This window comes from Bradyrhizobium sp. NBAIM03 (genome assembly GCF_020194055.1).
Taxonomy (GTDB): domain Bacteria; phylum Pseudomonadota; class Alphaproteobacteria; order Rhizobiales; family Xanthobacteraceae; genus Bradyrhizobium; species Bradyrhizobium yuanmingense.
In genome coordinates this window covers 31,707-48,693 of sequence record NZ_JADYVS010000007.1, presented here as the reverse complement: position 1 = coordinate 48,693, position 16,987 = coordinate 31,707, and the positions used below count along the sequence as shown (strand labels likewise).

Here is a 16,987-nt window from a genome sequence, read left to right as displayed (position 1 = left end):
CAGCGTGACGGGATTGTGAAGCCCGTTGAGCGACTTATTCAAGCGCAAGCAATGCGGCGGCGGGGTGGCAAACGTGCTCAAAAAGCCGCGATCCAGGGGGCGCGCGGAACCGCCCCAGCATGGGCTGCCGTTGCCATGGCAGCTACTCCCGTACCCGCTCCAGCTTCTGCAGGCAGCGCGTCGCGCGCACCGCGGCCGGCATCTCCTCGTCCGGAAAGCTGGTCTCCCAATTGGTGACGCCGACCTCGCCGACATAGATATCGCCCTTCGAGTCCAGCGCGATGCCGTGCGGCGCCAGGAATTTGCCGCTGGCGACGCCCGGCCCCTCCTCGCCGCCGAGCCGCGCGATGCGATTTCCCTTGGTGTCCACGATCGACAGCCGCGGGCCGAGATTGGGTACATTGCGGTTGATGGCGAGGCCGGGGCCGAGCTCGCCGATCACGAAGGTCGGGCTTTTGGCCCCGCCGCAATAGCACAGCGCGCAGGGTCGGTGCAGATTGTTCCACTGCGTCTCGTATTTGCCCTCGCCGTCGAACACCTGGACGCGGTGGTTCTCGCGATCGGCGACATAGACCCAGCCGTCGGCATCGGTGGCGATATTGTGCACGATATTGAACTGACCGGGATCAGTGCCCGGCTCGCCCCAGCTCTTGATCAGCTTGCCGTCGGGCGTGAATTTGTGCACGCGCGCATTGCCATAGCCGTCGGAGACGTAGATCTCGCCCTTCGGCGACAGCGCGGTGTGGGTGCAGCGGTGGAACGGCTCGCCGCTCATGAACGGCGCCGGCTTTGCCGGGATGCCGATCGTCAGCAGCACCTTGCCGTCGGCGGTGCATTTGCGCACGGTATGGTCGCCGTCGTCGGTGCAATAGAGATTGTCGTCGGCGTCGATGTGCAGGCCGTGCGCGCGGGAAAACAGTCCTTCGCCCCAACTGCGCAGGAAATTGCCGTCGCGGTCCAGCACCACCATCGGGTGGGCGCCGCGGTTGAAGACGTAGACGCGGTCCTTGCTGTCGACCGCGACCGAGGCGACGTCGGTGAGTTGCCAGCCGTCCGGCAATTTCGCGAAGTTGTCGACGACGCGGTAGCGGTGCTCGCCGGTGCCGAGAATGGCTGGCATTGATCTCTCCTCTTGTCATTCCGGGGCGCGCGAAGCGTGACCATGATGCGCAATTGCGCATCTGAGAATCCATTGGGCAGCATACTCTGTGGTTAGATGGATTCCGGGTTCGCGCTTCGCGCGCCCCGGAATGACGGCTGTAGCTATATTCGTGCCAAAATCCCTTCCTCGATCGCCTTGATCTGCAGCGCCAGATATTTCGAGTTGATCCGGCATTGCGCCAGGCTCCCGGCGATGAACCAGAGGCCGGGCTGCCTGGTGCGCGCATACATGTTGCGCAGCTCGAAGCCGTCGCCAAAACCCCAGATCGGCCCGACGCGGTCGGCGATGCCGTCGCCGAACAGCTTGCGCACCAGATATTCCTGCGGCTTGTAGCCGGTCGAGAGCACGACCAGGTCGGCGGTAATGATCGAGCCGTCCTTCATCCGCGCGCCCTCAGCGTTGAAGCTTTCGATGTCGGAGAACTGCCTGAGGCTGATCTTGCCCTCGACGATCAGGTTGGAGCAGCCGACGTTGAAGTAATAGCCGCCGCCGCGGGTGAGGTATTTGAACTGCCAGCCGGTGCCGGCTTCGCCGAAATCGAGCTTGAAGCCGACGCGCGCGAGGCCGTCGAGTAGCTCCTTGTCGAGCTGCTTGGATTGCTCGGTCAGCATCACATGCGTCTTCTTCGCGAGCGGCGTCGGCATCGAGGCCGCAATCAGATCGTTGTCCTCTAGCGTGCCCTCGTTGTAGGTCGCATAAGCGAGCTGCGCCGACGGTTCGATATTGGTCACGAGTGTGGGCGAGCGCTGCACCAGCGTCACCTCGGCGCCGCTGGAATGAAGATCCTGCGCGATGTCGTGACCGCTGTTGCCGGTGCCGAGGACGATGGCGCGCTTGCCGGTCCAGTTCTCGCCGTCCTCGTAGCCGCTGGAATGCACCAGCGTCCCCTTGAAATTGTCGAGGGTCGCAATGTCGGGAATGTTGGCGATGCCGCTGACGCCGGTCGCCATGATCACATGGCGCGGATGCATGGTGCGCTTGCTGCCGTCGGCGCGCCGCAGCGTGACGGTCCAGTGGCCCTTGGCCTCGTCATAGGCCCCGCCCTCGAACTCGGTGCCGGTCCAGAAGTTCAGCTCCATCGCATCGACATAGGCCTCGAACCAGTTGGCGAGCTTGTCCTTGGGGATATAGACCGGCCAGTTCGGCGGAAACGGCATATAGGGCAGGTGATTCACCTGCACCTGGTTGTGCAGGGTCAGCGCGTGATAGCGCTTGCGCCAATTGTCGCCGATCCGCATCTCGCGATCGACGATCAGGGTGTCGACGTTCAGCTGCTTCAGCCGCGCGGCAATCGCGAGCCCGGCCTGGCCACCGCCGACCACCAGCACGGCCGGATCGTGGTCGGCATAGGCGCGCGCAGCGTTGCGCTGGTCGAGCCAGTTCGGCCCGCGGAAGTCGCGAGAATAGGCCTGCCCCCGCGGCCGCGAGGTGCCGAGCTGTTCCTCGAAGCCTTTCAATTCGTCGAGCGCGGTGAGCAGCGTCCAGGCTTTCAGGCTGTCGTCAGGGCCGTCGGGAATGAGCCGGACAATGCCGCTGCCGCGGCCGAGCGCGGTCTCAAAATTGAAGATCGCTTCGATGTTGTTGGTGCCGGCGCGCGTCACCCAGCGCGGCGGCGCCCGGTTCGGCGCGATCTTGAAATTGCTGGGCGCCGCCTTGGGCGCGCGCGCCGCAAGCTCCTGCGCGATCGCATCGCGGCCCGCGATGGTCTGCAGGTTCCAGCTCAGCGCCAGCACGTCGCGCCAGAAGCCGTCGGCGAGGAAGAGCGGGCCCAGCGTCGCGGGATCAGGTCTGCTTAAGGTGCGCTCGAAGTCGTCGAGCCACGCCTGTGCGGCGATGGAAATATCCTGCGTCCGGTCCAGCATGCGCGACCTCATGGCCGTCTTCGCGGCGTTTCCTCAGAGATCGAACGCTATACGGTTTCGCCGACCGCCAAAAGCCGCGGACCTGAGCGAGGCCGGCATGCGGCCCTGCCCGGACGGAATATGGCCCGGAATTCCGCACGTGCGGACGCGGCCGGAGGACGACTTAATCGCCGCCCGGCCTCCGGTCCGCCCAATAGGGGTCGCGCAGCTTGCGCTTGAAGATCTTTCCGGTTGCCTCGCGGGGCAGCGCATCCAGGAACTTGACCTCCTTCGGCACCTTGAAGTTGGCCAGACGCTCGCGCAGATAAGCCTGCACCGCGGCGGCGGAGAGCTGCTCGGCCCTGTCGGGCTCGATGCAGGCGCACAGCCGCTCGCCATATTCCGCGTCCGGAATGCCGAACACGGCGCAATCGCGCACGCCGGGCATCGCGATCAACACGTTCTCGATTTCGGCGGGATAGATGTTGACGCCGCCCGAGATCACCATGTCGCGCTTGCGGTCGCAGAGGAACAGATAGCCGTCCTCATCGAGATAGCCGACATCGCCGACGCTGACGAGACCGTCGCGCCCGGCCTCGGCGCGCGCCTGCGCCTTGCCGTGATAGTCGAAATCCGGCACCGCGGTCTGGCGCATGTAGATCTCGCCGACCTCACCAGCATCGCAGAGGCTGCCGTCGTCGCGAAAGATCTTGACGATGCCACCTTCGATGGCGCGGCCGACCGTGCCGGGCTTCTTCAGCGCCTCTTCGGCCGAGTGCCAGACCGGGATGCCGGTCTCAGTCGAGCCGAAATATTCGTTGATGACCGGTCCCCACCACTCGATCATCGCCCGCTTCACCTCGGGCGGGCAGGGCGCCGCGCCGTGCACGACGAAGCGCAGCGACGACAGGTCGTAGCGCTGCCTGACCGCTTCGGGCAGGCGCAACAGGCGCACGAACATGGTCGGCACCATGTGGATATGCGTCACACGGTGGCGCTCGATCAGCGCCAGCAGCTCCTCGGCGTCGAACCGCGGCTGAAGCACGATGGTGCAGCCGTTGCGGAAGGCCATCATGCCGTAGGAATGCGGCGCCGAGTGATACATCGGACCGTTGATCAGCACGACCTGGTCCTCGCGCGGCTTGATGCCGTAGGCGATCGCGCCGACGCGCTCCGAGGCGGCGGCCTGCTCCGGCGGCATCGGCATGCGCCGCACGCCCTTCGGCATGCCTGTGGTCCCCGACGTGTAGATCATCGCCGCGGCCCGGCGCGGCGGCTCCTCTGTTTCCGTGTGGCCGTCGCGCCAGCGGTCCCAATCGGTCAGGCCCGAAGAGATCTCGGTCAGCTCACGGGGAATGGCGAAGGTCGCCGCCAGCTCGGGCGGTGTTGCGACCACGAGCAGGCGGACATCCTCCGGAATGCCGCCGCGGATTTGTGGCAGCAGGTCGGCGTGGCAGATCAGGATCTTCGCGCCACTGTCGGTCAGGATGTAGCGGACCTCCTCGGCCTTCAGGTGCCAATTGATTGGCACCACGGGGCTGCCCAGTGCGGCCGAGGCCGCGACCACCTCGAACAAGGCGAAGTCGTTGCGCAGCATCATGGCAACCGGTGCGCCTGCGGCAAGGTCGAGGGCGCGCAGCCCGCTCGCCGCGCGTCTGATGCGCGCCTGGATCTCGTCATGGCCGATCCGGCGTTCGCCGCTGATGATCATGGTCATTCCCATTCCGTTGGAGTCAGCGATCGTCCAGCACGTCGCCGAAGCCGACCCAGCTCTTGCCGTTGAAGCGCCGCAGCTGCAGCTGCTGGAACGGCAGATAGTCGTCGGCGGCGGTGCTGACGGATATGCCGGGCAGCAGCAGCGGCAGCTTCACCTCTTTCAGCGAGGCGGACTGGCGCATGATGTTGTCGCGGCTGAAATCGTCCTTGCACGCCTTCAGCACCGTCATCAGCAGCGTCGCGTAATGGTAGCCGGCCGCATAGTTGGAGTTGGAGAGATCCGCGTTCGGCATGTACTGCTTCATGAAGGCGAAATACTCCTTCACGCCGGGATCGCTGGCCCATTGCGGGTCCATCGTGTCCTTCTGGTTGCTCGACGAGATCAGGCCGACGGCGTTGTCGAGCCCGGCCGGCTCCAGGAACGAAATCGACGAGGCCGAGGTCGGCACGAAGAACAGCTCGGGCTTCCAGCCGAGCTCGGCGACGCCCTTGATCATCTGCGAGGTGAACTTGCCGAGCACGACGCCGAACAGCACGTCGGCGCCCGATGCCTTCAGGGTCGAGAGCTGCGAGCTGATCGTCGGCGCGCTGGTCTCGTAGGTCGCTTCCGCAACGATCATGCCGGCAGCCTTGTCGCCGAGCGCGCGCTTGAAGCCGGCGACGTAGTCGCGGCCGAAATCGTCGTTCTGGGAGAGGATGGCGATCTTGGCGCCCGGCTTGGTGCGCAGCACGTGCTTGGCATAGACCACGCCTTCGGATTCATAGGCGGCCATGCCGGGCATGGTCCATGGATATTTCTGCGGATCGGCCCATTTGGTCGCGCCGGAAAGCACGAACAGCTGCGGCACCTTCTTGCCGTTGAGGTAGCGATGCACGGCGCTGTTGGTGGCGGTGCCGAGCGAGCCGAACAGCATCAGCACTTCGTCCTGCTCCACCAGCTTGCGGGTCTGCTCGACCGTCTTCGGCGGCGAGTAGGCATCGTCCAGCGTGATGAACTTGACCTTGCGGCCGTTGATGCCGCCTTCGGCATTGATCTTCTCGAAGAACGCCTCCTGCGTGCGGCCGATCGCGCCGAAGCCGGAGGCCGGGCCGCTATAGGGCAGGGTCTGTCCGATCCGGATCTCCGTGCCTTCGGCGTGGGCGCTGTCCGTGGCGAGTGCCAGCAGGGACAGACCGATCAGTGCGGCTGCCAGCTTCATGATATCCTCCCGTTTGTCTTGTCAGTTGGAGACGTCAGGCGCTGACGCGCATCAGGAAATCCTGCCTCGCCTGATCGAATTCACGCTTCATGCGGTCGACGAGCTCCGCGACGGGCGGGGCATCGGTGATCTGGCCGATGCCCTGGCCCGATCCCCAGATGTCGCGCCACGCCTTGGATTTCATGTTGCCGCCGGAGCCGAAATTCATCTTCGATTTGTCGGCGGCGGGGAGGTTGTCCGGATCGAGGCCGGCGGCAGCGATCGACGGACCGAGATAATTGCCGTGCACGCCGGTGAACAGGTTGGTGTAGACGATGTCGTGCGCGGCGTGCTGCGTCAGCGCCGATTTGTAGGCTTGGTCGGCATTGGCTTCCTGCGTCGCGATGAAGCGCGTGCCCATATAGGCGAGGTCGGCGCCCAGCGTCAGCGCCGAGGCGATGCCATAGCCGTCGCTGATCGCGCCCGACAGCAGGACGGCGCCGTCAAACCATTGCTTGACCTCGCGCACCAGCGCAAAGGGCGACAGCGTGCCGGCGTGTCCGCCCGCACCGGCGCAGACCAGGATCAGGCCGTCGACGCCCTGCTCGGCCGCTTTGCGCGCGTGCTTGACGTTGATGACGTCGTGGAACACCAGTCCGCCATAGGAATGCGCGGCCTCGACGATCTCCGCCGGCGGCCGCAGCGAGGTGATGATGATCGGCGCCTTGTGCTTGACGCAGGTCTCCATGTCCTTCATCAGCCGGTCGTTGGAGGCATGGCAGATCTGGTTGACGGCGTAGGGCGCGACCTTCTTGCCGGGATTGCGCGATTTGTACTCGCCGAGCTCGTCTTCGATCCGGCTCAGCCATTCGCCGAGCTTCTCGACCGGACGGGCATTGAGCGCGGGAAAGGAGCCGACGACGCCCGCCTTGCACTGGGCGATCACCAGTTCCGGGCCGGAGACGATGAACAGCGGCGAGCCGACCACGGGCAGCTCGAGCGAATCCTTCAAGAGATTGGGCAGTGCCATCATGTCCTCCCGAAACGCGGCCCCGCCGGCGGGCGGATGACGAGGCGTTTCCGTATTGATTGTCGCGCGGGCGGATGGGCCGCCCGTGGCCGCGGATTTGATCCCATTATAAGGTTGGACGGCGCCGCCCGGGCCGTTCAATAATGAACGGACGATCATTCAGGTATGAACAGGGCCGCCGATGGATTGGGACCTTTGCAAGACCTTCGTCGCGGTCGCCGATACCGGCAGCTTCACCGCCGCCGCCCGCCGCCTGCACACCAGCCATCCCACCGTCAGCCGCAAGATCGCGGCGCTGGAAGCCCAGCTCGGCACCAGATTGGTGGCGCGGGCTGCCGATGGCCTGGCGCTGACCGCGGATGGACGGACCTTGCGCGAGCACGCCGAGGCCATGGCGGCCGCAGCGCTGCGGGCCGAAACCGCAGTGGCGGCGGGTGGACACAAGGCGCGCGGCATCGTCAAGCTGTCGATCGGCGCGACGCTGGCCTCGCACTGGCTGATGCCGCGCTTGCCAGCCTTCCTGCGCGCGCACGATCATATCCAGCTCGAGATCATCACCCATCCATTTCCGGCGAGCGTGCGCCGGCGTGAGGCGGACGTGGTGCTGCGGCCCTTCGATACCGGGGAGGAGAACCTGGTCGGCCGCAAGATCGGCCGTCTCGGCACCGGCTTCTATGCCTCGCGCGATTATGCCGCCGGGCGGTCCCTGCCGGAAAGGCGCGGCGATTGGAAGGAGCACAGCGTCATCGGCTTCGCCGACCAGACGTCCAATGCGCAGCTTGCGCGCTGGAGCGACGTCGTCATGCGGCAGGCAAGGGTGGCGATGCGCTGCTCGTCCCAGGGGGACATGCTGGCGGCGGTCCGCGCCGGCATCGGAATCTCCGCGCTGTCGTGCTTCGTCGCCGAAGCCTATTCCGATCTCGTGCGCGTCGCCCCGCAGAAGCTCGCCAGCGTTGCGGATCTCTGGCTGCTGGCCCATCCCGACCTCGTCGAGCTGCCGGCGGTGCGCGCCGTAATCGAATTCGTCGCCGAATGCGCCCGGACCGACCGCGCGCGGCTGCGGGGTTAGCCCGATTCCGCGAGCACGCCCTCGCGCTTCTTCACCGCGCGGTAATAGCTCCACCACAGATGCGCCGCCGCACCGCGCAGCGGACGCCAGGGCTCGGCAATCGGCGCCATCTGCTTCTCCGTCGGCCGCGCCTTGAGGCCGAGGCCGATACGGATGCCTTCCTGCACGGCGAGGTCGCCGGCCGGCCAGGCATCGCCGTGGCCGAGGCAGAACAGCAAGTAGAGGTCGGCCGTCCAGGGGCCGATGCCGGGCAGCGCGATCAGGGTGTGATGCGCGGCGTCGGCATCCTCCTCGGCGAGCACGTCGAGATTCAGCCGCTGCGCGGCGATCTCGCGGGCGAGATGCTTGAGCGTCTTGATCTTGGCGGCGGAGAGGCCGAGCCGCCCCAGCCGGTCGGCGCGGGCGCGGCGCACGGCGTCATGGTCGAGCGGATCGAATGCGGCCGACAGCCGCCCCCAGATCGCCGCGGCGCTCGCGGTGGAGAGCTGCTGCCCGCAGACGATGTGCGCGAGCCCCGTAAACCCGGGCTCGCGCCGCCGCAACGCCGGCATGCCCGCGATCTCGAGCACGGGCTTGAGCCGCGGATCGCGCTTGATCAGCGTGTGGACGGCCTCTTCGAGATCGGACTGGGTTTCGAGGTGGATGGTCATGGCGGGCGGGTTCTCTCCAGCGTCATGGCGGGCTTGTCCCGGCCATCCACGTCTTTCTCACCGCGAGGCACTGTGTAGCATGAGCGGTGATCGTGGTGTTTGTTCGTGACGTTGACACCATCGGTCTGTGGTACCGAAGAACGTGGATGGCCGGGACAAGCCCGGCCATGACGAGATTCATGTGATGGCACCACCCGTTTTCCGATTCGCCCCGAGCCCGAACGGCTTCCTGCATCTCGGCCACGCCTATTCCGCGCTGCTCAACTTCGATCGTGCGCGAAAGACGGGCGGGCGGTTGTTGCTGCGGATCGAGGACATCGACGTGACGCGGTGCCGGCCGGAGTTCGAGACGGCGATCTACGAGGATCTCGCCTGGCTCGGGATTGCCTGGGAGACGCCGGTGCGGCGGCAGTCGGAGCATCTCGCCGATTATCGCGCTGCGCTGGACAAGATGTCTGCGCTCAGTCTCGTCTATCCCGCCTTCGAAAGTCGGGCCGAGATCGCAAGGCTGGTCGCGGCGCGCGAGGCCGACGGGCCGTGGCCGCGCGATCCCGACGGCGCGCCGCTTTATCCGGGCGAGGCCAAATCGCTGTCGGTTGACGAGCGCTCGCGGCTGATCGCCTCGGGCGCGCCCTATGCGCTGCGGCTCGACATGGCGGCCGCCTGCCGTCACGCCCCAGGCGTGAGCTGGAACGAGCTCGGCGAGGGGCCGGACGGCGCGCGCGGCGTGGTGCCGGCGCGGCCGGAGGCCTGGGGCGATGTCATCCTGGCCCGCAAGGAGACGCCGACCAGCTACCATCTCTCGGTGGTCGTCGACGACGCGCTCCAGGGCGCCAGCGAGATCGTGCGGGGGCAGGACCTGTTTTACGCCACCGCGGTGCACCGCCTGCTCCAGGTTCTGCTCGGCCTGCCCGAGCCGGCCTATCGCCATCACCGGCTGATTCGCGATGAGGCGGGTCGGAAGCTGTCGAAATCGGGCCGCTCGACCGGTCTGCGCGAATTGCGCGCGGCCGGCCTCACGCCTGCCGCGATCCGCCGGCTAGTGGGATTAGGTTAAGTTTCTCTGGGGGTTAGCGAAACGTCGCCGTGACTCCGGGCGTTCCTCCGTGCCATGCTTGGCCAGCGCGGGGTTCGAAGAGGGTACTTCGAAGGGGATTCATGGCGGCGAAGACGCGTCCAGTGCGCACCACCCGGACGTCCAGGCGGCGGCCGCTTCGGAAGCGGCCCAAGGCGGCCGGCCAGTTGCGCAAGCGCAGCACCAAGGCGGCTGCGCCTGATGTCGTCCAGGCGGCGCTGGCCGCGTTTGCCCATGAGGTCCGCACCCCCCTGACCGGCATTCTCGCGATCAGCGACCTGCTCGCGACCTCCGATCTCGGCGAGCGGGAGCGGCGCTGGGCCGACACCATCAAGGCCGGCGCCGAGCATCTGGCGAGCCTCGCCACGCTGTTCGTGGATGCTGCCAGAACGGAGAAGGGCGGCAGCACGCCGCGCCAGGATCTGTTCGATCTCAAGGCGCTCGCCCGCACCGCCGGCGATTCCCTGGCCGGCCGCGCCGCGGCCAAAGGTCTCCAGGCCAAGGTCGAGATCGCCGACAAGATCCCAGGGCTCGTGGTCGGTGATTCCGTCCGCCTGCGCGCCGCGCTTGAGAACCTGATCGACAACGCCGTGAAATTTACCGACCAGGGCGGAGTAGCCCTCGCCGTCGAGCCGTGGCGTCCCGCCAAAGGCAAAGCAAAGGGCAGGGTCGGCGTCGCTTTCGCCGTGTCCGACAGCGGCATCGGCCTGACCATGGCCGAGATCAAGCGGCTTTTCCGCCCGTTCACCCAGGCCAATGTCACCATCGCCGCACGCTTCGGCGGCGCCGGCTTGGGGCTCTCCTCGGTCAAGCAATTGGCGCGGGCGATGGGCGGCGACATCAATGTCGCTCCGCGCCGCGGTGGCGGCGCCACCTTCACATTGACGGTGTCGCTGGACTTGGCGGGACGGGGCAAGACCCGCAAGGCAAAGGACGGTAGCGAGCCCGAGGCGGCCGCTGCGCTTCGCGTTCTCAGCGTCGAGGACAATCCGTTCGGCCGCGTCGTGCTCAACACCATCCTGACCGAGCTCGGCCATCACGCCGAGTTCATCGGGCGCGGTGAGGACACCGTGAACCGGCTGGAGCAGGGCGCATTCGACGCGGTGCTAATGGACATGGTGCTGCCGGGCATCGACGGCATCGAGGCCATCCGGCGGATCCGCAGGCTGCCAACCCCGCTGGCTCGGATCCCGATCATCGGCGTGTCCGGCCGCGGCGAGGACGAGGCCGCCTCGCGCGAAGCCGGGGCCGACGCCTTCCTGGTCAAGCCTGTGTCTCCGAGGGCTTTAGCGACTGCGCTGCTTGAAGCGACACGCCGTGAGGAAGCCGCGACTTGATGATCGCGGCATTGAGCTCGCCGCCGTAAACGAAGATCGCGGCGATGAAGTACAGAAACACCAGCGCGATGATCACCGAGGCGAGGCCCGCATACATGGTCACGTAGTTGTTGGCAAAGCGGGCCAGGTATTGGCCGAACACGATGCTGGAGATCAGTGACGCCACGATGGTGAAGACGATGCCGGGCAGTATCTGCAGGAAGCTGCGCCGTCCCGCCGGCAGCCAGGCGTGCAGGATGATCAGCGCCACCACCAGCGCGCCGATGGAGATGCCGTAGCGCACCCAGGTGAGGATGCTCTCGTTGGATTCGACGAACAGCGGAATGTGGCGCCGCGCCGCCTCGATAATGAGCGGACCGAGCACGATCAGGAACGCCATAGCGAGCGCCGTGAAGGCCGCAATGATCGTATAGGCAATCGACTCCAGCCGAAGCCAGTACCAGCTTCGCATCTCCACCACCGCATAGGCGCGGTTGAGCGCCACCCTGAGCGCCTCGACGCCGTTCGAGGCGAAATAGACCGACAGCGCCGCGCCGATGGTCAAAAGGCCGGTCCGGGTGGTGGTCAGCACGTCATGCACCTCGCCCGAGATCGAATCGGCGACCTGCTTGGGCCAGACCTGGAGCATCAGGCTGGCGGCCTGGTCGGCGAGTTCCTTCGAGCCGAAGAAGCCGGCGAGCGCGGTCAGCACGATCAGGAATGGGAACAGCGCCATCAGCGTCGAGAGCGCGATGTGGCTCGCGATCGCCCAGCCGTCATCGGCGAGGAACGTGTAGAACGCGTCCTCAGCGACGCAGTAGATGTAGCGGATGGCTTTCACTTGGCACCTACGCCGCTGCTGTCTCCTTCTGAACGTAGGGAGAGGCCAGGAGAACAAGCAATGGGCGCAAATCGAAAAATCATCGCGCTACCATCTGATATTCTTGGCCCAAAAGCCAGTTCGCGAAGCCCCCTTTGTCATTCCGGGGCGCGCGCAGCGCGAGGCCGGAATCCATCTAGCCGCGGCGCAAGTGGCGCGATGGATTCCGGGCTCGACGCGCCGGGTCTCGCTTCGCTCGATCCCGCCGCGTCGCCCCGGAATGACGAGCTGGGGAGATGGCGGACCGGCACACACGGTGTTATCTACCCTCAAATGGCATCTTTTCTGAGTACTTTCATCCTGCCGGCCGCAGCCGGCGCCGTGGCGCTGGTGCTGCTGCTCGGGCTCATCAACATGATGCGCGGCGGCTCGCCCAACACCTCGCAGAAGCTGATGCGTTGGCGCGTGCTGCTTCAGTTCGTGGCGATCATCGTCGCGATGCTCGCGGTCTGGGCGATGGGACGCTGATCATGGTGGTGCTGAACCGCATCTACACGAAGACCGGTGACGATGGCACGACGGCGCTCGGAACCGGAGAGCGGCGTCCGAAATACGATCTGCGCATCGAGGCCTATGGCACCGTCGACGAGACCAACGCGGCGATCGGCGTGGTCAGGCTCTACACCGCGGAGATGCCCGAGCTCGATGCGATGCTCGGCCGCATCCAGAACGATCTGTTTGATCTTGGTGCCGATCTCGCCGTGCCGGAGCGGGAAGGCAAGGCCGAGCGGCTGCGGGTGGTGGCGAGCCAGGTCGAGCGGCTCGAGCGCGACATCGACATGCTCAACGACAAGCTCGCGCCGCTGACCTCCTTCGTGCTTCCCGGCGGCACGCCGGCCGCGGCCCATCTGCATGTGGCGCGCACGATATGCCGCAGGGCGGAACGCGTGATCGTGGAACTGGCGGCCCAGCCGGGCGAGCCGGTCAGCGCGGCTGGCATCCAATATATGAATCGCCTGTCCGACTTTCTCTTCGTGGCCAGCCGGGTCGTGAACGGCAATGGCGCCGGCGACGTGCTCTGGGTTCCCGGCCAGAACCGCTGACCCATCGCGCTCCCGCATTTCAGAAGGCCAAAATTAGACCCGTTCGCGCGTTGACCGGGGCAGATCGGGCCTTTAGGTTCCGCGCCAGTTGATAACCCCCCTCCCAAATTGAGTGAAAGAGGATCGATGAAGGTCTTAGTGCCGGTAAAGCGGGTGGTCGATTACAACGTCAAGGTCCGCGTCAAGGGCGATGGATCGGGCGTTGAACTCGCCAACGTCAAGATGTCCATGAACCCCTTCGACGAAATCGCTGTCGAGGAAGCGCTGCGCCTGAAGGAAGCCGGCAAGGCCACCGAGGTCGTGGTGGTCTCGATTGGACCTGCGCAGGCGTCCGAAACGATCCGCACCGGTCTTGCCATGGGCGCCGATCGCGGCATCCTGGTGAAGGCGGACGGCACCGTCGAGCCGCTCGCCGTCGCCAAGATCCTGAAGAAGGTTGCGGACGAAGAGCAGCCGGGCCTGATCATTCTCGGCAAGCAGGCGATCGACGACGACTCGAACCAGACCGGCCAGATGCTGGCCGCGCTGCTCGGCTGGTCGCAGGCGACCTTCGCCTCCAAGCTCGAGGTCGAAGGTACCGACTTCAAGGTGACGCGTGAAGTCGATGGCGGTCTGCAGACCGTGAAGCTGAAGGGACCGGCGATCATCACCACCGATCTCCGCCTCAACGAGCCGCGCTACGCCTCGCTGCCCAACATCATGAAGGCGAAGAAGAAGCCGATCGCGGAGAAGACGGTCGCCGATTACGGCGTCGACATCGCCGCGCGCCTCGAAGTTCTGAAGACGGCTGAGCCCGCGGGCCGCAAGGCCGGCGTCAAGGTCAAGGACGTCGCCGAGCTGGTGTCGAAACTCAAGAACGAAGCCGGGGTGCTCTGATGACGACGCTTCTGATTGCCGAACACGACAATGCGTCGCTCAAGGACGCCACCAACAAGGCCCTGACCGCAGCTGCCGCGCTTGGCGCGGATGTCGAGGTGCTGGTCGCCGGCCAGAACGCCAAGGCCGCGGCGGATGCCGCTGCCAAGCTCGCTGGCGTGAAGAAGGTGCTGCTCGCCGATGGCGACCTCTACGCGCACGATCTCGCCGAGCCGCTGGCTGCGCTGGTGGTGTCGCTGGCGTCCGGCTATGACGCCATCGTCGCGCCGGCGACCTCGCGCTTCAAGAACGTGATGCCCCGCATCGCCGCTCTGCTCGACGTCATGCAGGTCTCGGAGATCACCAAGGTGGTCGCGCCCGATACCTATGAGCGCCCGATCTACGCCGGCAACGCCATCCAGACGGTGAAGTCGAAGGACGCCAAGAAGGTCATCACGGTCCGCACCTCGACCTTCGCCGCAGCAGGCGAGGGCGGCAGCGCCCCGGTCGAGACCGTGGCGGCGGCGGCCGATCCGGGCCTGTCGACTTTCGTCGGTGAGGAAGTCGCCAAGAGCGATCGCCCCGAGCTGACCTCGGCCAAGATCATCGTCTCCGGTGGCCGCGCCATGCAGAGCCGCGAGAACTTTGCCAAGTACATCGAGCCGCTCGCGGACAAGCTTGGGGCCGGTGTCGGTGCCTCGCGCGCCGCGGTCGATGCCGGCTATGCGCCGAACGACTGGCAGGTCGGCCAGACGGGCAAGGTGGTGGCCCCCGAGCTCTATGTCGCGGTCGGCATTTCCGGCGCGATCCAGCATCTGGCCGGCATGAAGGACTCCAAGGTGATCGTTGCGATCAACAAGGACGAGGACGCGCCGATCTTCCAGGTCGCCGACTACGGCCTGGTCGCCGATCTCTACCAGGCGGTTCCGGAGCTGACCGCCGAACTCGGCAAGCTCGGCAAGTAAAAGGCATCGAAAACACCGGCCGGAGGTATAAACTCCGGCCGGTGTTGCGTTTCAGAGGCGTTTTCTTTGGCGTGGGGCGCGCCCTTGGAGGCGATCCAATCTAGGTTTCGAGCCAAGGTTCTGATTAAATCGGACCTCCCGGCTCGAGGGGAAAAGGCAGGGCGCGCCCCCCGCGCGCCGTTCCGGTGGATGACAATATGGCGGCAGTGATCAAGAAGGTCGGCGTGATCGGCGCGGGTCAGATGGGCAATGGCATCGCGCATGTCGCGGCGCTCGCTGGCTTCGACGTGGTGCTCAACGACGTTTCGGCCGACCGCCTCAAGTCGGGCATGGCCACCATCAACGGCAATCTGGCGCGCCAGGTCTCCAAGAAGGCCGTCACCGAGGACGACAGGGCCAAGGCGATTGCGCGTATCAAGCTAGCCGAGAAGCTGGACGATCTCGCCGATTGCGACCTCGTCATCGAGACCGCGGTCGAGAAGGAAGAGGTCAAGCGCAAGATCTTCCACGAGCTCTGCGCCGTATTGAAGCCGGAGGCGATCGTCGCCTCCGATACGTCCTCGATCTCGATCACGCGCCTCGCCGCCGCCACCGACCGCCCGGAGCGCTTCATCGGCATTCACTTCATGAATCCAGTGCCGTTGATGGAACTGGTCGAGCTGATCCGCGGCATCGCCACCGACGACGCCACCTTCGAGACCGCCAAGGACTTCGTCGGCAAGCTCGGCAAGCAGGTCGCGGTCTCCGAGGATTTCCCGGCCTTCATCGTCAACCGCATCCTGCTGCCGATGATCAACGAGGCGATCTACACGCTGTATGAAGGCGTCGGCAACGTCGAGGCGATCGACGCGGCGATGAAACTGGGCGCCCACCATCCCATGGGTCCGCTCGAGCTTGCCGATTTCATCGGGCTCGACACCTGCCTCTCCATCATGCAGGTGCTGCACGAGGGGCTGGCCGACTCCAAGTACCGCCCGTGCCCGCTGCTGGTCAAATACGTCGAGGCCGGCTGGCTCGGCCGCAAGACCCAGCGCGGCTTCTACGACTACCGCGGCGCCAAGCCGGTGCCGACGCGGTAAGGTGGCCTTGTGCCCCGGACGCAGCGCGGAGCGCTGCAGAGCCGAGGCCCAGGAGCCGCGCGCTGAAGGCTAGGTCCCGGCTCTGCGGTGCGTCACTTGCGTGCCGCCCCTTGTCCGGGACACGATTGCCCGTACTGCTCCATGACAATTCATGTCGCGTTAACCTCTCGCGCCTAGGTTACGGCCGGTACGAGGGTTCGCGTAATGGACATGATGGCAATGGTCAGCAGCATGCTGACCGCACAGCAAGGCGCGCTGCAGTCGAATATCGCGGCGACGCTGACCAAGCAGAACGCGGATATGGAGAAATCCACCGTCCTGACGCTGCTCGGCACCGGCCAGCCCTCGCTCGCCAATGTCGCCCCCGGCGTCGGCGGCAATCTCAATGTGACGGCCTAAACTCTTAAAGCGCCGCGGCGGCCTTGCCGGTTGCCGCGCGGATCAGCTTGAGCGCGTCCTCACTCGCCCATTCCGCCGGCCCCGCGATCGTCGCGATTTCACACCCCTGCGGGTCGACCAGCACGGAGGTGGGCATGCCCAGTGCCCGTCCCACGGCCTTAAGCTCCTGGAACACCTTGGCTTTCTGGTCGCTGAAATAGGCGAGCCGGGTCAGGTTGGCCTCTTTCAGGAAGGTTTTCGGCTTCTCCAGGTCGCGGGTGTCGATGTTGATCGCCACCACCTCGAAATTCGGGCCCGATAGCTTGCCCTGGAGCTCGTCCAGCGCCGGCATCTCCTTGCGGCAGGGCACGCACCAGGTGGCCCAGAGGTTCACCAGCAGGGTCTTGCCGCGGAAGTCGGACAGCTTCTTCGGCTTGCCCTCGGCATCCTCGAAGGTGAGGTCGGGCAGCTTCAGCGGGGCGCTCGCCATGGTCAGCGCCGCCACCTCGCCATGGGCGAACGGGGCGATCTTCTGCGCCGTCGCCACCGCCGCCTTGCAGGTCGGATCGCCCAAGGGCGCCCGGCTCGGGCCGAGCCCGTACAGCGCGGCGAAGCCGGCCAGCCCGACGATCGCCACGGCGGCGATGACGAAGGGGATGCGGCGCGTGGCGGAGGGCTTCTGGTCGAGCATATCGTTTGTCATCCGGTCGCAGATATGGCTATCAGGGGCCTCTTAATACGGCTGGCCGC

At 66.0% G+C, this 16,987-nt stretch carries 17 protein-coding genes; 9 read left to right on the top strand and 8 right to left on the bottom strand.

Going from position 1 to position 16,987, the window contains the following annotated elements:
- Positions 1 to 142: 142 nt before the first annotated feature.
- The 5 genes from I6F21_RS12360 to I6F21_RS12340 form a co-directional block, all read right to left on the bottom strand.
- Positions 143 to 1,120, bottom strand: coding sequence for a peptidyl-alpha-hydroxyglycine alpha-amidating lyase family protein (locus tag I6F21_RS12360; protein ID WP_225183163.1), 978 nt, complete (start codon positions 1,118 to 1,120; stop codon positions 143 to 145).
- A 143-nt stretch (positions 1,121 to 1,263) separates the two neighbouring features.
- Positions 1,264 to 3,024, bottom strand: coding sequence for an NAD(P)/FAD-dependent oxidoreductase (locus tag I6F21_RS12355; protein WP_225142858.1), 1,761 nt, complete (start codon positions 3,022 to 3,024; stop codon positions 1,264 to 1,266).
- A gap of 163 nt (positions 3,025 to 3,187) precedes the next feature.
- Entirely contained in the window at positions 3,188 to 4,714 is a 1,527-nt protein-coding gene (locus I6F21_RS12350) for an acyl-CoA synthetase (RefSeq protein WP_225142895.1), read from the bottom strand.
- A gap of 22 nt (positions 4,715 to 4,736) precedes the next feature.
- Positions 4,737 to 5,918, bottom strand: coding sequence for an ABC transporter substrate-binding protein (locus tag I6F21_RS12345; protein ID WP_036020716.1), 1,182 nt, complete (start codon positions 5,916 to 5,918; stop codon positions 4,737 to 4,739).
- A gap of 34 nt (positions 5,919 to 5,952) precedes the next feature.
- The gene (locus I6F21_RS12340; protein WP_035996871.1) at positions 5,953 to 6,927 is read right to left on the bottom strand and encodes a nitronate monooxygenase family protein; all 975 of its coding nucleotides are present in this window, start codon (positions 6,925 to 6,927) and stop codon (positions 5,953 to 5,955) included.
- 181 nt (positions 6,928 to 7,108) lie between these two features.
- On the opposite strand from I6F21_RS12340, the gene I6F21_RS12335 reads away from it, so the two are divergent.
- The gene (locus I6F21_RS12335) at positions 7,109 to 7,996 is read left to right on the top strand and encodes a LysR family transcriptional regulator (RefSeq protein ID WP_225142856.1); all 888 of its coding nucleotides are present in this window, start codon (positions 7,109 to 7,111) and stop codon (positions 7,994 to 7,996) included.
- Here I6F21_RS12335 and I6F21_RS12330 read toward each other — a convergent pair.
- Complete coding sequence (locus I6F21_RS12330) at positions 7,993 to 8,646, bottom strand: DNA-3-methyladenine glycosylase 2 family protein (RefSeq protein ID WP_225142854.1); 654 nt, start codon at positions 8,644 to 8,646, stop codon at positions 7,993 to 7,995. The two genes, I6F21_RS12335 and I6F21_RS12330, sit on opposite strands and share 4 nt — an antisense overlap.
- A gap of 184 nt (positions 8,647 to 8,830) precedes the next feature.
- On the opposite strand from I6F21_RS12330, the gene gluQRS reads away from it, so the two are divergent.
- Positions 8,831 to 9,703, top strand: coding sequence for a tRNA glutamyl-Q(34) synthetase GluQRS (gene gluQRS, locus I6F21_RS12325; protein WP_225142852.1), 873 nt, complete (start codon positions 8,831 to 8,833; stop codon positions 9,701 to 9,703).
- A 101-nt stretch (positions 9,704 to 9,804) separates the two neighbouring features.
- Positions 9,805 to 11,058 carry an ATP-binding protein gene (locus tag I6F21_RS12320; protein ID WP_225142850.1) on the top strand — a complete coding sequence of 418 codons (1,254 nt, stop codon included), beginning with the start codon at positions 9,805 to 9,807 and terminating at the stop codon, positions 11,056 to 11,058.
- Here the strand turns inward: I6F21_RS12320 and I6F21_RS12315 are convergent.
- Positions 10,985 to 11,878, bottom strand: coding sequence for a YihY/virulence factor BrkB family protein (locus I6F21_RS12315; protein WP_109142243.1), 894 nt, complete (start codon positions 11,876 to 11,878; stop codon positions 10,985 to 10,987). The genes I6F21_RS12320 and I6F21_RS12315 overlap by 74 nt on opposite strands.
- Positions 11,879 to 12,190: 312 nt before the next feature.
- On the opposite strand from I6F21_RS12315, the gene I6F21_RS12310 reads away from it, so the two are divergent.
- The 6 genes from I6F21_RS12310 to I6F21_RS12285 all read left to right on the top strand — a co-directional run bounded on the left by I6F21_RS12310 (position 12,191) and on the right by I6F21_RS12285 (position 16,258).
- Positions 12,191 to 12,385, top strand: a complete 195-nt coding sequence (locus tag I6F21_RS12310; RefSeq protein WP_036020744.1) for a twin transmembrane helix small protein — start codon at positions 12,191 to 12,193, stop codon at positions 12,383 to 12,385.
- A 2-nt stretch (positions 12,386 to 12,387) separates the two neighbouring features.
- Entirely contained in the window at positions 12,388 to 12,960 is a 573-nt protein-coding gene (locus I6F21_RS12305) for a cob(I)yrinic acid a,c-diamide adenosyltransferase (protein ID WP_035996833.1), read from the top strand.
- Positions 12,961 to 13,086: 126 nt separating this feature from the next.
- On the top strand, positions 13,087 to 13,836 hold the full coding sequence (locus tag I6F21_RS12300; protein ID WP_109142244.1) for an electron transfer flavoprotein subunit beta/FixA family protein: 750 nt from the start codon (positions 13,087 to 13,089) through the stop codon (positions 13,834 to 13,836).
- Complete coding sequence (locus I6F21_RS12295; protein ID WP_036020748.1) at positions 13,836 to 14,780, top strand: FAD-binding protein; 945 nt, start codon at positions 13,836 to 13,838, stop codon at positions 14,778 to 14,780. The genes I6F21_RS12300 and I6F21_RS12295 overlap by 1 nt, the downstream gene beginning before the upstream one ends.
- A gap of 197 nt (positions 14,781 to 14,977) precedes the next feature.
- The gene (locus tag I6F21_RS12290) at positions 14,978 to 15,859 is read left to right on the top strand and encodes a 3-hydroxybutyryl-CoA dehydrogenase (RefSeq protein WP_035996839.1); all 882 of its coding nucleotides are present in this window, start codon (positions 14,978 to 14,980) and stop codon (positions 15,857 to 15,859) included.
- 204 nt (positions 15,860 to 16,063) lie between these two features.
- On the top strand, positions 16,064 to 16,258 hold the full coding sequence (locus tag I6F21_RS12285; protein ID WP_225183162.1) for a hypothetical protein: 195 nt from the start codon (positions 16,064 to 16,066) through the stop codon (positions 16,256 to 16,258).
- Between the two features lie 4 nt (positions 16,259 to 16,262).
- On the opposite strand, the gene I6F21_RS12280 is transcribed toward I6F21_RS12285, so the two are convergent.
- Positions 16,263 to 16,928, bottom strand: a complete 666-nt coding sequence (locus I6F21_RS12280; protein ID WP_225183161.1) for a TlpA disulfide reductase family protein — start codon at positions 16,926 to 16,928, stop codon at positions 16,263 to 16,265.
- Positions 16,929 to 16,987 lie beyond the last annotated feature (59 nt).

Coding starts and splice junctions, on each gene's coding strand:
- I6F21_RS12360 (WP_225183163.1), bottom strand. CDS start 1,120: ATGCCAGCCATTCTCGGCACCGGCGAGCACCGCTACCGCGTCGTCGAC.
- I6F21_RS12355 (WP_225142858.1), bottom strand. CDS start 3,024: ATGCTGGACCGGACGCAGGATATTTCCATCGCCGCACAGGCGTGGCTC.
- I6F21_RS12350 (WP_225142895.1), bottom strand. CDS start 4,714: ATGATCATCAGCGGCGAACGCCGGATCGGCCATGACGAGATCCAGGCG.
- I6F21_RS12345 (WP_036020716.1), bottom strand. CDS start 5,918: ATGAAGCTGGCAGCCGCACTGATCGGTCTGTCCCTGCTGGCACTCGCC.
- I6F21_RS12340 (WP_035996871.1), bottom strand. CDS start 6,927: ATGGCACTGCCCAATCTCTTGAAGGATTCGCTCGAGCTGCCCGTGGTC.
- I6F21_RS12335 (WP_225142856.1), top strand. CDS start 7,109: ATGGATTGGGACCTTTGCAAGACCTTCGTCGCGGTCGCCGATACCGGC.
- I6F21_RS12330 (WP_225142854.1), bottom strand. CDS start 8,646: ATGACCATCCACCTCGAAACCCAGTCCGATCTCGAAGAGGCCGTCCAC.
- gluQRS (WP_225142852.1), top strand. CDS start 8,831: ATGGCACCACCCGTTTTCCGATTCGCCCCGAGCCCGAACGGCTTCCTG.
- I6F21_RS12320 (WP_225142850.1), top strand. CDS start 9,805: ATGGCGGCGAAGACGCGTCCAGTGCGCACCACCCGGACGTCCAGGCGG.
- I6F21_RS12310 (WP_036020744.1), top strand. CDS start 12,191: ATGGCATCTTTTCTGAGTACTTTCATCCTGCCGGCCGCAGCCGGCGCC.
- I6F21_RS12305 (WP_035996833.1), top strand. CDS start 12,388: ATGGTGGTGCTGAACCGCATCTACACGAAGACCGGTGACGATGGCACG.
- I6F21_RS12300 (WP_109142244.1), top strand. CDS start 13,087: ATGAAGGTCTTAGTGCCGGTAAAGCGGGTGGTCGATTACAACGTCAAG.
- I6F21_RS12295 (WP_036020748.1), top strand. CDS start 13,836: ATGACGACGCTTCTGATTGCCGAACACGACAATGCGTCGCTCAAGGAC.
- I6F21_RS12290 (WP_035996839.1), top strand. CDS start 14,978: ATGGCGGCAGTGATCAAGAAGGTCGGCGTGATCGGCGCGGGTCAGATG.
- I6F21_RS12285 (WP_225183162.1), top strand. CDS start 16,064: ATGGACATGATGGCAATGGTCAGCAGCATGCTGACCGCACAGCAAGGC.
- I6F21_RS12280 (WP_225183161.1), bottom strand. CDS start 16,928: ATGCTCGACCAGAAGCCCTCCGCCACGCGCCGCATCCCCTTCGTCATC.